At 56.0% G+C, this 14,825-nt stretch carries 11 protein-coding genes; 6 read left to right on the top strand and 5 right to left on the bottom strand.

Translation table 11 applies throughout. From position 1 onward, the window contains the following. The first annotated feature begins 3 nt into the window (after positions 1–3). From ACR0IU_RS15705 to ACR0IU_RS15720, 4 genes are all read left to right on the top strand, one after another. Complete coding sequence (locus ACR0IU_RS15705) at positions 4–717, top strand: alpha/beta fold hydrolase (RefSeq protein WP_480716903.1); 714 nt, start codon at positions 4–6, stop codon at positions 715–717. Positions 718–947: 230 nt separating this feature from the next. Continuing rightward, a complete protein-coding gene (locus tag ACR0IU_RS15710) occupies positions 948–2,042 on the top strand; it encodes a Zn-dependent alcohol dehydrogenase (protein ID WP_260023117.1) in 1,095 nt (364 codons plus the stop codon). A 20-nt stretch (positions 2,043–2,062) separates the two neighbouring features. After that, entirely contained in the window at positions 2,063–3,295 is a 1,233-nt protein-coding gene (locus ACR0IU_RS15715) for a mandelate racemase/muconate lactonizing enzyme family protein (RefSeq protein ID WP_480609257.1), read from the top strand. 113 nt (positions 3,296–3,408) lie between these two features. Next, a complete protein-coding gene (locus tag ACR0IU_RS15720) occupies positions 3,409–3,696 on the top strand; it encodes an ArsR/SmtB family transcription factor (RefSeq protein WP_480716904.1) in 288 nt (95 codons plus the stop codon). Positions 3,697–3,701: 5 nt separating this feature from the next. Here ACR0IU_RS15720 and ACR0IU_RS15725 read toward each other — a convergent pair whose 3' ends face one another. Further along, positions 3,702–6,743: an ABC transporter transmembrane domain-containing protein gene (locus ACR0IU_RS15725; RefSeq protein WP_170781557.1), complete on the bottom strand. Its 3,042-nt coding sequence runs from the start codon at positions 6,741–6,743 to the stop codon at positions 3,702–3,704. A gap of 169 nt (positions 6,744–6,912) precedes the next feature. Here ACR0IU_RS15725 and ACR0IU_RS15730 point away from each other — a divergent pair, with 169 nt between their 5' ends. Further along, a complete protein-coding gene (locus ACR0IU_RS15730) occupies positions 6,913–7,302 on the top strand; it encodes a DUF3307 domain-containing protein (RefSeq protein WP_010437966.1) in 390 nt (129 codons plus the stop codon). Positions 7,303–7,305: 3 nt separating this feature from the next. Here the strand turns inward: ACR0IU_RS15730 and ACR0IU_RS15735 are convergent, their stop codons facing one another. Further along, positions 7,306–7,767: an Lrp/AsnC family transcriptional regulator gene (locus ACR0IU_RS15735; RefSeq protein ID WP_480716905.1), complete on the bottom strand. Its 462-nt coding sequence runs from the start codon at positions 7,765–7,767 to the stop codon at positions 7,306–7,308. Between the two features lie 144 nt (positions 7,768–7,911). Here ACR0IU_RS15735 and ACR0IU_RS15740 point away from each other — a divergent pair, with 144 nt between their 5' ends. Next, positions 7,912–11,307 carry an indolepyruvate ferredoxin oxidoreductase family protein gene (locus tag ACR0IU_RS15740; RefSeq protein ID WP_480716906.1) on the top strand — a complete coding sequence of 1,132 codons (3,396 nt, stop codon included), beginning with the start codon at positions 7,912–7,914 and terminating at the stop codon, positions 11,305–11,307. Here ACR0IU_RS15740 and ACR0IU_RS15745 read toward each other — a convergent pair. Genes ACR0IU_RS15745 through ACR0IU_RS15755 form a run of 3 tightly spaced genes read right to left on the bottom strand, consistent with a single transcriptional unit; the run spans position 11,304 to position 14,823 of the window. After that, positions 11,304–12,608 carry an NAD(P)/FAD-dependent oxidoreductase gene (locus ACR0IU_RS15745; RefSeq protein WP_480716907.1) on the bottom strand — a complete coding sequence of 435 codons (1,305 nt, stop codon included), beginning with the start codon at positions 12,606–12,608 and terminating at the stop codon, positions 11,304–11,306. The genes ACR0IU_RS15740 and ACR0IU_RS15745 overlap by 4 nt on opposite strands. Continuing rightward, positions 12,595–13,278, bottom strand: a complete 684-nt coding sequence (locus tag ACR0IU_RS15750; RefSeq protein WP_170545690.1) for a TetR/AcrR family transcriptional regulator — start codon at positions 13,276–13,278, stop codon at positions 12,595–12,597. The genes ACR0IU_RS15745 and ACR0IU_RS15750 overlap by 14 nt, the downstream gene beginning before the upstream one ends. Further along, on the bottom strand, positions 13,279–14,823 hold the full coding sequence (locus ACR0IU_RS15755; RefSeq protein ID WP_480716908.1) for a trimethylamine methyltransferase family protein: 1,545 nt from the start codon (positions 14,821–14,823) through the stop codon (positions 13,279–13,281). Between the last annotated feature and the right edge of the window lie 2 nt (positions 14,824–14,825).

Consider the following 14,825-nt stretch of genomic DNA (forward strand, 5'->3'; position numbering starts at 1 on the left):
CAGTTGGCGGATTTCTTGCTTGTCCACGGGTCATGCCACGGTGCCTGGTGCTGGCGTGACCTGATTCCGGAATTGACCACATTCGGGCATTCTGCCCGCGCTATCGATATGCCAAGCCATGGTTCGGACCCAACTCCAATTCAGGATGTGACCCTCGAGTCGTGCCGGGATTCAATTTTGAAAGCCTCAACACCACAATCGATCATCGTGGCACACTCCTGGGGCGGTTATCCCGTCAGCGCAGCTGCCGAGGCTGATCCGGACGTCATGCGGGGTGTAATTTATCTCAGCGCATATGTCCCGCAATCCGGGCTTTCCATGATTGAAATGCGTAAACGCGCGCCTCGCCAGCTGATAGGTGATGCCGTCGAAAAATCTTCTGATGGTCTATCGTATACGGTTGTGCCGGATCGGGTTCATGATCTGTTTTATCATGACTGCCCGCATGAGGTTGTGGCCTACGCGTTTGGTCGCTTATGCCCCCAAGCTATCGCGCCGCAAGCGACACCATTAGATACAGGCAAAAACTTCGCCAGCGTCCCAAAAGGATACATCCGAACGACTGATGACCGTACAGTGCCGACCGAGTATCAAGCCGAAATGGCTGGATGCGCAGACGCCGGTATGTGCCTGACCATCGACAGTTCTCATTCACCGTTCTTCTCGCACCCTGAGCATCTGGCCGGATTGATGCACCAGATCTCGGAACGAATGTGACCGGGGCCCGATGACAAGCGATTGCAATCACCGCGAAGGCGGGGTGTAAAACTGGCCCAGCTATTCGTTCGGCTCTTGTGGAATGCGAGGCGGAAAGATTGATAACAGCCTGCTGCATTTATGAACGCGCGCGCCGCATTGGCATAACAACGACATATACGTGACGGAAACCACCTTGCAGGTTAGGCCAGGACGGGCCACCGTGAGCTCAAACGGGAACGGGGAAAAACATGCAATCCATCAAAGCAGCCGTGTGCCGGGCGTTCGGTGAACCGCTGATCATCGAAGACATTCTGATCGCGCCACCTGGAATGGGTGAGGTAGAAGTTACGCTGGAGGCCGTGGCAATCTGCCATTCGGATATCTCATTCGCCAGCGGGGCATGGGGCGGTCACCTACCTGCCGTCTACGGGCATGAGGCCGCTGGGATAATCTCGGCAGTCGGAGACGGTGCGGGCGATTTTAAGGTTGGTGATCCGGTGGTCGTGACACTGATCCGTGCGTGCGGGTCATGCCCCTCTTGCGCTGGGGGAAAACCCACAATTTGCGAAACGCCCTATGACACGATCAAAGGACCGCTACGAACCGCAGACGGGGGCGCATTGGAACAAGCGATGGCTTGCGGTGCATTTGCCGAGAAAGTCGTGGTCAGCCATCGTCAGATCGTCAGAATTCCCGAAACACTACCAAAGGATCTCGCAAGCCTGCTCTCGTGCGGCGTGATCACCGGGGTCGGTGCAGCCGTCAACGCCGCTGAATTGCGCCCCGGGCAGGATGTTGTAGTGATTGGTGCCGGTGGGGTTGGCCTAAATGCGATTCAAGGCGCACGTATCGCCGGCGCGCGCCGTATCGTTGCTGTCGACATGACCGAAGAAAAGCTTGAGATCGCTAAAGAGTTCGGAGCGACGCATGGTGTTCTGGGCAACCTCAGGGAGCCGTGGAAAGCCGCGTATAAAGCGCTTGGCGGGCGTGGAGCAGACGCGGTTCTGATTACCGTTGGCGCAATCCCAGCCTATGACCAGGCCCCGCGCTATCTGGGCCGCGGTGGCAAAGCGATCATGATCGGGATGCCGCATTCTGGTGACATGTCCAGCTATGAACCCGTTGTTTTGGCAGCGCTTGGGCAAGGCATGGTTGGGTCAAAAATGGGAGACGTCGTGATCCAGCGCGATATTCCATGGATGATTGATCTTTATGAACAGGGGCGGCTGAAACTGGACGAATTGATCTCGGGTCGCTGGACCCTTTCACAGATCAACGAAGCCATCGAGGATACCAAGACCGGTGCTGCCAAGCGCAATGTGATCATGTTCGACCACGACTGAACCCCTGAAAGGAGCGCCTGATGAAACTGCAGGATCTCGATGTCATCGTTACCGCCCCTCCGGCCCCAGGCTGGGGTGGGCGTTATTGGATTCTGGTCAAAGTCTCGACCGATACGGGTGTGGTGGGATGGGGTGAATGCTATGCATCCTCAGTCGGACCGGATGCTATGACCCATGTCATCCGCGATGTGTTCGAGCGGCACATGCAAGGGGAGAATCCCGAGAATATCGAATTGATGTTCCGCCGTGCCTACTCCAGCGGATTTACGCAGCGCCCGGATCTAACTGTCATGGGCGCGTTTTCGGGCTTAGAGATCGCGTGCTGGGACATTCTTGGCAAAGATCGGGACCGACCGGTCTATGCACTTCTGGGCGGCAGGATGAACGACCGTATCCGGGCCTATACCTATCTCTACCCGCTTCCTCAGCACGATCTGGCTGACTTCTGGACCTCGCCGGAACAGGCCGGTGAAAGTGCGGCGGAAATGGTTCGACGCGGCTACACAGCTATCAAATTCGATCCGGCCGGGCCCTACACGATCCGCGGTGGGCATATGCCTGCTATGTCGGATATCTCAATGTCAGTCGCATTCTGTAAGGCCATCCGCGAGGCGGTCGGAGACAAGGCCGACCTGCTATTTGGCACCCACGGCCAATTCAACACCGCCGGAGCAATTCGTCTAGGGCAAGCGCTGGAGCCCTATTCACCTTTGTGGTTTGAGGAACCCACTCCTCCGGACATGATTGAAGATATGGCGCGCGTGGCGCGCAATGTCCGCATACCTGTCGCGACGGGTGAGCGGATGACGACCAAGGCCGAATTCGGCGCGGTATTGCGCGCAGGCGCCGCCGAAATACTGCAACCCGCACTTGGCCGTGCAGGCGGTATCTGGGAGATGAAGAAGGTCGCCGCCATGGCTGAGGTTTTTAACGCGCAGATGGCGCCGCATCTATATGCGGGCCCGGTTGAATGGGCTGCCAACATTCATCTGGCCGCATCGATTCCAAACCTGTTGCTTCTGGAAAGTATCGAAACGCCGTTTCACGACCAACTGATCAAAGGAAGCATCCGCGTCAACGAGGGCTTTGTCACTCCTCCCACCAAGCCCGGGCTTGGTATTGACGTTGACGAGGACCTTGCGCGCGCACACCCCTACATAGGTGATGGTCTGCACTTAGAGATGCAGGAAGCGCCCTGCGACTATGTAAATGGAAATGCATTTCAGGGCGGCGCTCCTGTGGTCGAGGGGTGACAATCGGACGGCAAGTAAGGCATATTGATCCGACCCAGAAGTAGATCTTAGGTTGTTGCGTGAGACCTCAGGATAACGACACTCAAATTTTGTCGGGGGAAACCCCCGCAGATATGAAAGAAAGTGCGGCACGGGCAGCGGTATTCCTCAAGGCCCTGGCACATGAAGGTCGCCTGATGATCCTGTGCCATCTGGGAAACGGCGAGCGTTCTGTTGGAGAGTTGGAGGATTTGCTGGAGCTTCGGCAGGCAGCGGTCAGCCAAATGCTTGCACGCTTACGCGACGAAGGACTGGTAAAAACCCGACGCGATGGTAAAACGATCTATTACGCACTGAATGATGGCAAAGCTGCGCAGATGATCGAACTTCTCTATAGCCTGTTTTGTGAGCCAGATGCCTAGGCCGATCAGTTCGAGACATATCCTGCGATAACCTGCAGCAGCTTGAAGGCTGTGGCAGCATCATTTTCGACCACGGCCAGGAATTCTTCTTCACCAATTCGCAGACAGGACAGGTCCGTTTCTGCCACCATGCTCAAGGCCCGTGGCTCTTTACGGATCAATCCGAGCTCACCGACCAAAGCACCAGCGCCAACGGTTATGATAAGTTGGTCGTCCTCGCCCGAACGCGGCAGATAAAGACCCGCTTCGCCCTCGAGGACGACATAGGCCCCATCGGTTGGCTGGTCGTCCTTTAGAAACACCACCTGGCCGGCCTTGGCCTCGAACCAACGCGCACCAAAGGCCAGCAGGCGGAGCTGACGGCGGTCAAGACCCGAGAACAACGGTGTTTGTTCCAGCGCTCGCAATTTGCGACTCAGGTCGGCAGATGCAGCGCTGTCACCCTCGACGTCGGTTGGGCCTTCGCCAGTCACGACCCGACCCTGACGAATTTCGACATGCATGTCGAAAACATCTGGATTTTCGAATGTATCATTCAGGTAGATTACCGTAGTTTCGGGCAAAAGTTCACGCAGATTTTTGTAAACCGCGACCTGCGTTTCCATGTCATAGCTGGCCAACGCAGTTTCCAGGATCAAAATGTCCGGCTTTTTGATTGTTGCGCGCGTAAAGGCCAAGGGTTCAGCAAACACCGCCGGCAAGTTCTGACCACCAAGTGAAACCGGCACATCATAGATCAATTCAACCACCAACGGACGCGCGCCATTTTCAGCCAACGCATCGACGATCAGCTTGCGTGCCTCATCGGTTCGCGCACCACCAATCTGGCTGACCTTACCGAATAACGCATTTTCCATGACAGTCAGGCCAGGCGCAAAGGCGTTCTCATTCAAAGGCACAAAAACATCGTGCAGAGGTTCCAGCAATTTTTCCGAGTGGCTGTGGCGAAGCTCGAGGATGCGATTTTTTAGCTCGTCCGAAAACGCAGGACCGATCTGTTCCGCCGAGATCACAAACGGCACCGACAACAAGCTGGCCAATTGCTCGTCGTCCAAGCCCTGTGTGCCTTCTTTGCGGGTTTGCTCAACCAATTCGACCGCCGCCTCGTAGGTTTGAGCCTCGAGCCCGAGTTTGCGGAACAATGGGTGGTCGGTTCCATCCAGTCCGAAGATCTGGCGTAGCATTTCAATCACGTCACGGGTCAGACTGACCAGAGTTTCATCCAGCCCCAGCTCACGCAACTGACCCAGAAACACGGTTTGGCGCGCCAAAAGTTGTTGATTGACTGGCACGCAGGGCGTCGCGAACAAGAGGTTTTCAGCAACCGGTAATGCGGGGTTATAAGTGGACCGGTCAAAAACCAAAGCTTGCTCGGCTAGACCAGCCTCGCGCACTGCCTGTTGCACCAATGGCCGCAGCTCAATCAGTTTGGCCGCCAACTGCGGATGTTCATTGGGATCAAATGCCTGTTCTGCCCCGCGCTGAAACAGAGCGGCACCTGAACCCATGCCGTCTATCAACTGCAGCCACCATTCACGCAACTGATCGGTATCGTCAAAACCGGCCAATCCCGGATCAAACCATTTGGTATCTATTGGATCCGCGCTGTTACCCGCGCGCAGCGTTTCCGCAAAATTCGGATCATCAGATGAGGTGGACAATGGGCGGGGGCGCATCGGCATAATCACGTTCTCGCCCAACGTACCCTGAAACATCACCGGCCGAGAGGTAGCCAGGCCGATCCGCGCTGCCACAACGCTCTGATGCAGGCCTGCCATATTGATGCCGCCGATTTCGATCCGTCCAGAGGTCGGTGCAATCTCTCGGATCAGCAATTCGGTCAGTGCATCACGATCTTCTTCGCTGGTTGCCGAGATACCAATGGTCTTGCCGGCCGGAAAAGTCAGGTTCAGATCGTCAAGCACCTGATTGCCATCAATATCGCGAACCGAGACCCGGTCCAGCACGATATCACCATTCAAGTGGGGGCGTTCAGAAGGCTCGCCTTCGAACAGCGACTCGTCAATCATGCCTTCCGGTGCGAATCGCTCGATCACAACATCCCACCGCAGCGACATATCCTGCGTTTGGTTGTAGTAGGTCAGCAGTTCCTTCCAAGGAGAGCTCAGATCTTTGTAGGCGGCCAGCGCGGCCACCAATGCGCCCAAAGAAACCGATCCCTGCAATACCAGAAGGCCTCCGACGAGATAAAACATAAAGGGCGTCAGCTGCGAGATGAAGTTGTTGATGAACTTCATAAAGAACTTTTTCTGATAGATCTCAAAGCGGATGGCGAACAACCGCCCCAGCTGATCCGAGATCATCGCACGACGATACCGCCACCCCCCATTGGCACGCAAAGTCGATGCACCGGCGGCATTCTCACCGATCTGGGCGGCCAGTACGCGGACCTCCTGAATGCGCTTCTTGTTCAGCAAATTGATTTGACGCTGCAGTTTGGGGATCAACCAGGCCTGTAAAGGAATCAGGGCGACGGCAGCCAGACCGAACCAGACGCTTTGCAGAAACAGAAAGGACAGAATCGTGATCATCTGACCTGCCTGCAGCACAGGCTGACTGATCGCATCCCCCATCAAGCCTCCCATGGGTTCGCTTTCAGCGGTGACCATCGACACCATTTCGCCCTGGCTCACACGCTCAAAATAGGGCTGCGGAAATCTAAGCGCGCGATTGATCAACTGATACCGAAATCGACGCAGCATCCGTTCGCTCAAAACACCCTTCATGGTGTTGATGCGCATTTTCATCAGACCATGCGCCAGCACCGCAGCCAGAAAGGCAAAGCAGAGAATCGTCAGGAATGCAGTTTGTGTCAGGCTATATCCCCAAACGTCGACAATCTGACTGGTCGCACCGATTGCATCATTGATGATGCGTTTGGGGAGCTCCAAGGTGAGATAAAGTAATGGAAATAGCGTCGCAGTCACGGCCAGTAGAATCAGCTGATCGCGTTTGGAGTATTTCCAGATGAACCGAAAGATCGTTCGCTCGATTGAACCCGCCCCTACTAATGACCCACCGCTCAAATCACTGATTTTGGTGTGAATACAACGGCACGAATTTACCGCAATCGTATCCTCAGACGCAAATGAAAATCCGATTTGCGCTTATTTCGCGTTGTGTGAACAAGTTCATTTGCGCGGCAGGCCATTACCCCCTAATCTTCTGATTCAGGACGATATCGGGAGGATTCATTTGCCTGCCAACTTTGGCGCTGTGTTTCTGTTGCTCTGCCTGCTTCAGATCAAGCACATGTTCGCCGATTATTATTTACAGACGCCCAAAATGCTTTCCGGGCGTGGCACGTATTTCCACATGGGACGCGCGCAACATGCAGCTGTGCATGTTGTGGGATCTGTTATTATCTTTGCGCTCTTTCGTGCGCCGATAGAATTTATTCTGATCATTGCTGCATTGGAATGGATCGTGCATTTCCACATAGATTTCGCAAAAGCCAATTACTCAGATCGCAAACAGCTACAACCCAATCAGGCAGCTTTCTGGCGCGCTGCTGGTCTGGATCAATTGCTTCATAACCTGACCTATATCGGGATGGCCTGGGCCTGGGTGGTCTTTGCAGCCTGAAGCTTAAGGCACGATCGGTTGATTTCTTTTGATTGTACGCAACACCACATTGGTCTGCGCACTGGCAACTGCTGGCAGCCGAAACAGGAAGTCCTCCAGAAACGTATTGTAAGCCGCCAGATCTCGGCAAAGGACACGCAAGTGGTAGTCCGCCTGCCCCGTGGTTGCATAGCATTCCTGGATTTCGGGGCTTAGTTCCACCGCTCGGATGAAGTCGACGATTTTGTCCGGATCGTGTCGCGTCAGATGCACATGTACGATTGCTTCGAACGTCAATCCCATCGCCGGTGGGTTCACCAAGGCAACATAGCGTTCGATTATCCTTGCGTCTTCAAGAGCGCGCACTCTGCGCCAAAGCGCCGAGGCCGACATCCCCACTGTGTCGGCTAAATCTGCATTCGAAATTCGGCTGTCATTCTGCAGCAGCGTCAGAATTCGGCGGTCTCGGTCATCTAGAGCAATCATATTGGATATTCTAATCGGAATTTTGATATATTGTGAGTTTTTTTTCCAAAATATCATATCTCGGCACACAAAATGGAACGGTTAACCATTCGAACTGGGTTAAAATATCCTCAACCAAAGGCCTAATCCCATGGACCCGATGCAATGAGCCACCTCGACCGAAATATTCGCACCTATCAACTCGACGATCGCTATTCCCTAACTCAAGGCCGGGTCTTTTTGACGGGCACTCAGGCCCTCGCGCGGATCATGATGGATCAGGCGCGGCGCGATCGGCAGGCAGGTTTGAATACATCAGGTTTTGTCTCTGGCTATCGCGGATCGCCACTGGGCGGGTTGGACCTAGAGCTGTGGCGTGCCAGAGAGCGATTAATAGCAGACAGAATCACCTTCATGCCCGCTGTGAACGAGGACCTGGGCGCAACAGCCGTACTGGGTGCTCAGCAGGCCACGTTGGACCCACATTGCGAAGTCGAGGGCATCTTTTCGATGTGGTACGGCAAAGGCCCTGGCGTCGACCGTTCAGGCGATGCGTTAAAACATGGCAATGCTTATGGTTCCGCCCCGAAAGGCGGCGTGCTTGTGGTGGCGGGCGACGACCACGGTTGCGTCAGTTCGTCGATGCCGCACCAATCGGACGTGGCCTTCATGGCGTGGTTTATGCCCACATTGAACCCGGCCTCGGTCGAGGAATATCTGGAATTCGGCGAATACGGATTCGCTCTTTCCCGCTTTTCGGGCACATGGGTCGGGTTCAAGGCGATCTCGGAAACAGTAGAAAGCGCGCGTTCGGTCGACCTGCGCCCGGACCGCAGTTTCACCCTGCCCCGGATCGATCTGCCAGAACGCGGCTTGCATGTGCGGACGGCCGACCTGCCCTCGCCTGAAATCGAGACCCGCATACAACACAAACTGCGTGCCGTCCGGGCATTTGCCGAAGAAAACCCCATCGACCGACGCATCTATGACATCGACAACGCCAAATTCGGATTTGTGACCACCGGCAAAGGTCATCTTGATTTGATGGAGGCGCTGCGTTTGTTGGGCCTTGATCAAGCCGCTTGCCGTCGCTTGGGGATCGACATCTACAAGGTCGGGATGGTCTGGCCGCTGGCCCGCCGCAACGCGTTGCGCTTTGTGAAAGGCAAGGCCGAGGTTCTGGTCGTCGAGGAAAAGCGCGGCATCATCGAAAGCCAGTTCAAAGAGTATTTCTATGACTGGCCCGGCGACAAACCCCACAAGATGGTGGGCAAATATGACAGCCATGGTGAACCGCTGATCCCGTGGACCGGGGAACTCAGCCCGTTGATGCTAGCCCCCATCGTAGCCGCCCGCCTTGACACGTTCTTTCCAGAAGAAAACCTGCCTGCTAAAGCGCGCGCGCTGACCGAGACGGAAGCGCCCGTGATCAACGTCCCGGGTGCAACGCGAACGCCCTATTTCTGCTCGGGTTGCCCGCACAACACCTCGACTAAAGTACCCGAAGGCTCCACTGCTGCCAGCGGCATCGGGTGCCATGTCATGGCATCATGGATGGATCGCGAAACCGTCGGCTACGCTCAGATGGGCGGAGAAGGCGTGCCTCACGTGGTGGCCTCACAATTCAATGGCGGCAAGCATATCTTTCAGAATCTGGGCGAAGGGACGTGGTACCATTCGGGATCCCTCGCGATCCGACAGGCGGTCGCGGCAGGAACGAACATCACCTATAAAATCCTCTACAATGATGCGGTCGCAATGACCGGAGGGCAGCCAGTGGACGGGCCAGTCAGCGTGGCAGGCATCGCGCAAACCTGCCGCGCCGAGGGGGTCGAGCGGATCGCACTGGTCTCGGATGACATCACCAAGTTCGGCCGTGCCGAATTCCCTGCGGGAACTACATTTCATGACCGGGCAGAAATGGACAGCCTGCAACGCGAGCTGCGCGACATACCCGGTGTCACCGTTCTGATTTACGAACAGACTTGCGCGACCGAAAAGCGACGCCGCCGCAAGCGCGGCACGATGGAAGACCCACAGAAATTTGTTTGGATCAATGATCTCGTCTGCGAAGGCTGTGGCGATTGCTCCGTCGCGTCGAACTGCCTAAGCGTTGAGCCGCGTGAAACGCCGCTGGGCCGCAAGCGCAAGATTAATCTGAGCTCCTGCAACAAGGATTTCTCGTGCCTGAACGGGTTGTGCCCCAGTTTCGTCACCATTGAGGGCGCAACTCGGCGCAGGCAGAGCGTTAATATGGATCTTGATGCGCTTGTGGCGGAACTGCCCCTGCCCTCAGCCGCATCTTTGGAGTCCCCCTTTGATCTGCTGGTGACAGGCGTCGGAGGCACCGGAGTGGTTACAGTCGGGGCCTTGATCACCATGGCGGCGCATCTAGAAGGTAAGGGTGCTTCGGTTCTGGATTTCACCGGATTTGCACAAAAATTCGGAACCGTACTGAGCTATATCCGCCTCGGTCTAGAACCTGATACGCTCAACCAGGTGCGCATTGATCAGGGCGCTGCGGATGCGGTGATCGGATGCGATGTGGTCGTAAGCTCGGCCCCCAAAGCATCGGCTCACTATGCGCCGGGGACGCGCGTCGTTCTGAACCGGGCCGAGATGCCTACCGGAGATCTTGTGCTGCATCGTGATGCCCAACTACGGGTTGACGCGCGGGAGCAGGCGATTGCAGACGTAGTGGGTGCGGAAAATTTAACCAGCCTTGACGCAAACGCGATGGCCGAGGCGCTGTTAGGCGATACGGTCTTCGCCAATGTCATTATGTTGGGCTATGCTTGGCAAAAGGCGCTGGTACCTGTGTCACACACCGCGCTGTCGCAGGCAATTCTTCTAAACGGTGTCGCGGTCGAAAAGAACCGACTGGCTTTTGCCCTTGGACGGTGTTTGGCAGTTGATCCGGAACGCGTTCAGGGATTGGCTCAGCCGACCGAGACAGAGGACACACTGGACCAGATGATCGAGCGGCGGGTTGCCTTTCTTACTGACTATCAGGACGCCGAATATGCCAACTGCTACGCACAGCGGATCAAGGCGATCCGATCGTCAAAGTCTGATATCTCGGACCGCCTTGTTGAGACGATTGCTCGAAATCTGTTCCGTTTCATGGCCTATAAGGACGAGTTTGAGGTCGCCCGACTGCAGACATCTTCTGACTTTTCTGAGGAGTTGGCACAGCAGTTCGAAGGTGATTTCAAAGCCAAATACCATTTCGCCCCGCCGCTGCTGAGTTGGCGCAAGGATGAGCGCGGGCGACCGGTCAAGATTGCGTTGGGCGCATGGATGCACCCGGTTCTGCGTGGTCTTTCACGGTTGCGCGGATTGCGCGGATCACCTCTGAACCCGTTCGGATATCACGCCGAAGCGCGGCTGCGCCGTAATATCCTGAATTGGTTTGAAGAGCTTCTGAACATGTATCAGACCAATCCGACAGCACGATCAGAAGCAGAGTGGTTGCGCGCGTTCTCGGCGGCGGACCAGATACGAGGGTTCGGACCGGTACGCGAAGAGAGCTTCGAAACAGCGCGCGCAGAGGTGTCTTAACCGAGAACCGAAAAGCTGCTTTCGGTATTGATGGGCCGTTTGCGGGAATAAAATCCAGTGTCGATTGTTCGGCCTAAATAGGGCAACTCGAACTGCAACGGATTGGCATCATGATCTGCGCCGCCTTCGACATAGCCGATCAAAGCGGTCATCATCTTGCCCGCGATCGGAGCATTTTTGTATTGGTTCCCGCTGGTGCCGCAGGCCATGTAGAACCCCGGAAGGCTGGATTTATCATAGATCGGAATCCAATCTGTCGATGCATCGTACAAATCCACGACGCCCCGCGTGCGTGAGGGTATCCCCAGGCTGGGAACGCGCTGCGCGTAGCGCATTGCTTGCGTTGTCCACTGGTCTGTAAATTCGTGGTTATAATTCACGTCATCTTCGCACCACTGATGCGGATCGCACGCCGGATCTTCCGAGCCGATCAGAATGTGGTTGCCATGCTCAGGGCGGCAATAAAGGGCGATGTCGCTATCTGAGACAATTGTTCCTTGTGTCTCAAAATCAAACCCTTCGGGTGCCGGTACATGCACGACTTCCTGCCGCAGCGGGCGGGTCTGGATGGTCATGTCACCCAGAACCCCAGCCATTTCGTTAACAATTGCCGACCCGGGCCCAGCGACGTTTACAACCACTTTGGCATGGATCTCTTCACCCGAGGCAAGTTTGACACCCGCAACGCGGCCCTCGCTGGTCAGTATTTCACGCACCTCAGCACCGGTGCGAACGTCGGCACCATGCAACTTCGCCGCATCCATCAGGTTTTGGGCAGACAACGCCGGATCTGTCACATATCCCGCGTTAGGCCAGAAAACCGCGCCTTGAACATGTGCCCCGTTCGATTGCCCAAACTCTGGATCATCCATGCGCCGCGCCGGAGCGAAGCTGTCTAACGTGTAAATCGGCAGACGTTCCGTAATCTTCTCCGGTGTCCATTCTTCAAAAGGACAGTCCAGTTCGGTACTGTACTTCTTATGGTTTTCAAGAAATCCATTGGCCTCCGTCTTCATGACCATACAGCCGGTTTCACGGAACTGTGCCAGATTGGCATCATCGGACAATCCCAGATAATCTGCCCAATCACGCCAATAATGGTATCCCTCCCAGGCGAAGGCCGTGCCATCAAAAGTCGAATAATGCATCCGAACGATGGCGCATGAACCGGCGGTCGATCCATGCCCAACTTGCGTATTGCGGTCCAGTGACAGAGTCTTCCAACCCGCCTTAGCCATCTCGAAGGCGATGGCGGCCCCAATTACGCCGGTTCCGATAATGATTGCATCAGGTTGGCTCATGTCCTGTCCTCTCCCAAAGGCGTTTCGCATAGTCGCTGAATTCGGATACTTCTTCGGGTCGCGGCTCAACCCCAGTGAAGACGTAAAGATAGTGTGGCACCATCGATAGCCTGGTCGCCATCGGCTCGTTCAACTGCGCCAGATCATATCCGATCTGCATATAGTACAGTACGCGTGCACGAGTCTCGGCTTCGGTCTCATCATAGTTGAAACGGATGAACATCGTGCACAGCGCTGCCAGACGTCTCGCGTCGGATTGATCCAACATGCGTCGCACCTTTCCCGATCGTCGCGCCCAATCTCGAACGGCAAAATCAAGCGCCGTATCAAAAAGCTCTGAGTTCACGACACAACGCTGAACATTGCAAACGGCCGCCGTTATCGTCTCTGCAGGCAGTTCGGATTGTGCGATCAATGCTGCCGTGTTGGTCGCCTGCCATCGCGCCAGCAACGCATCCAACAACTCCTGCCGGGACTTGAAGTACCAGTAGAACGAGGAGCGCGAGACCGCCATACGTTCCGCCAGGTTCATGACCTTCACCTGCTCGACCCCATCCGAGATCAAGACGTCCATGGCGACGTTCAACCAGTCATCACGTGTGACCTTGATATTGCCGGTCAAGGGTTCAGCTTCCGGATCGTCCCGGTGGAGGATTGGTTTTGTGCTCATTCAACTCTCCGGCGGTGCACCGCCTGCTTCCGTGCGACGTGCGATGAATTCATGCAACGCGCCAAGACGGCTCACATCCTGGGTTGGGGCTTCGAAATTCGCTAGAATTTCTTTCCAAACGCCTGTTGCCCGGTGATTTGCGTCGACCGAACCACGCTCGGTCCAAGTCCCGAAATTGGCGTAGTCATGAATATGTGGCTCGTAAAATGCAGTGTTGTAGCGTTCCATCGTCTGGCTGGTCGCGAAGAAATGCCCGCTGGGGTCAACTTCGCTCAGCGCGGAATCGAAACCTATCTCTGAACTACCCGCCTGCGCTCCGGCGCAAAGTTCGGCCACCATGTTCAGGACTTCTGCATCACAGATCATCTTTTCGAAGGACACCGTCAGGCCACCTTCAAGCCAACCGGCTGAGTGAATGATCACTGTCGCTCCGGCCATTAGGCAGCCCCAAAGACCGAACTGGTTCTCGTTGGCTGCCTGTACGTCATTGAGGTTCGAAGCCGACCCTGCCGCCGATCGCCAAGGCAGGCCTAAGTATCGTGCGAGTTGCCCCGCGGCCAACGACGCCTGAAAATGCGAAGGCGTTCCAAACGCAGGCGCACCGGATTTCATATCAACGTTGCTGGTGAAGGTCCCATAGCACACTGGCGCGCCGGGGTTTGTCAACTGCGTCAGTGTCAAAGCAGCGAGCGCCTCGGCATGCGACAGGGTGATGGCTCCGGCAACGGTGATTGGCGCCATTGCACCCATCAGGGTAAATGGAGTGATAATCGACATCTGCCCGTGGCGCGCAAAATCGATCAGCCCCTGCGCCATCGGAATATCCAGCGTCCGCGGGCTATTGGTGTTGATGATCGTGTAACAATGCGGATTGCCACGGAACTCATCATCGCTAAACCCGCGCGCGATGGACAGCATCTCAAAACAGTCGATCACCTGAGGCGTTCCGCGCGAGAAGAAGAAGGGGAACTTGTCCGTCAATTCCATTTGCGCTTGGGTGGTGAAATAGTGCCTGACGTTGGTGGGTACGTCCTGCGGTTCGACCTGAGGCGAGATCATCTGGAAGACATCGAAATGATGCGTGAGCTTGAGGAACTCCAAATAGTCTTGCCCGTTTGCAGGCCTGCGCCCGCGCTCCAGGTCAGTCGCATTCGGAGCACCAGCCCCGGGTTGGAACACCAAAGAACCTAGCTCCAGCGTGAAATCCCTGCGCCGCGCCCCGGCGCGGCAGGCAATGGATTTCGGGGCCGACGCCACCGCAGCCTCGACCATGTCGCGCCCGATGAAGACCATCTCATTATCTTCATTCACGCGCGCACCACCCTGCGCATAAATCCGGCGCGCCTCGGGCAGCAGGACCTTAACACCCAATTCTTCCAGCGTGCGCAAGGCCGTCTCGTGCATCTCAGCAATCTGATCCGCCGGAAATACTTCCATCTGCGGAAACGGGTTGCGCAGCTGACGATAGTTCACGTCACGACTGGGTTGCGGGACCGCCTCGGCCCCACGCCCTCGGCGACGGCGTCTTCCGGCCTCTGCTTCCATGA

The sequence above is a fragment of the Ruegeria sp. CL5 genome (assembly GCF_056536485.1).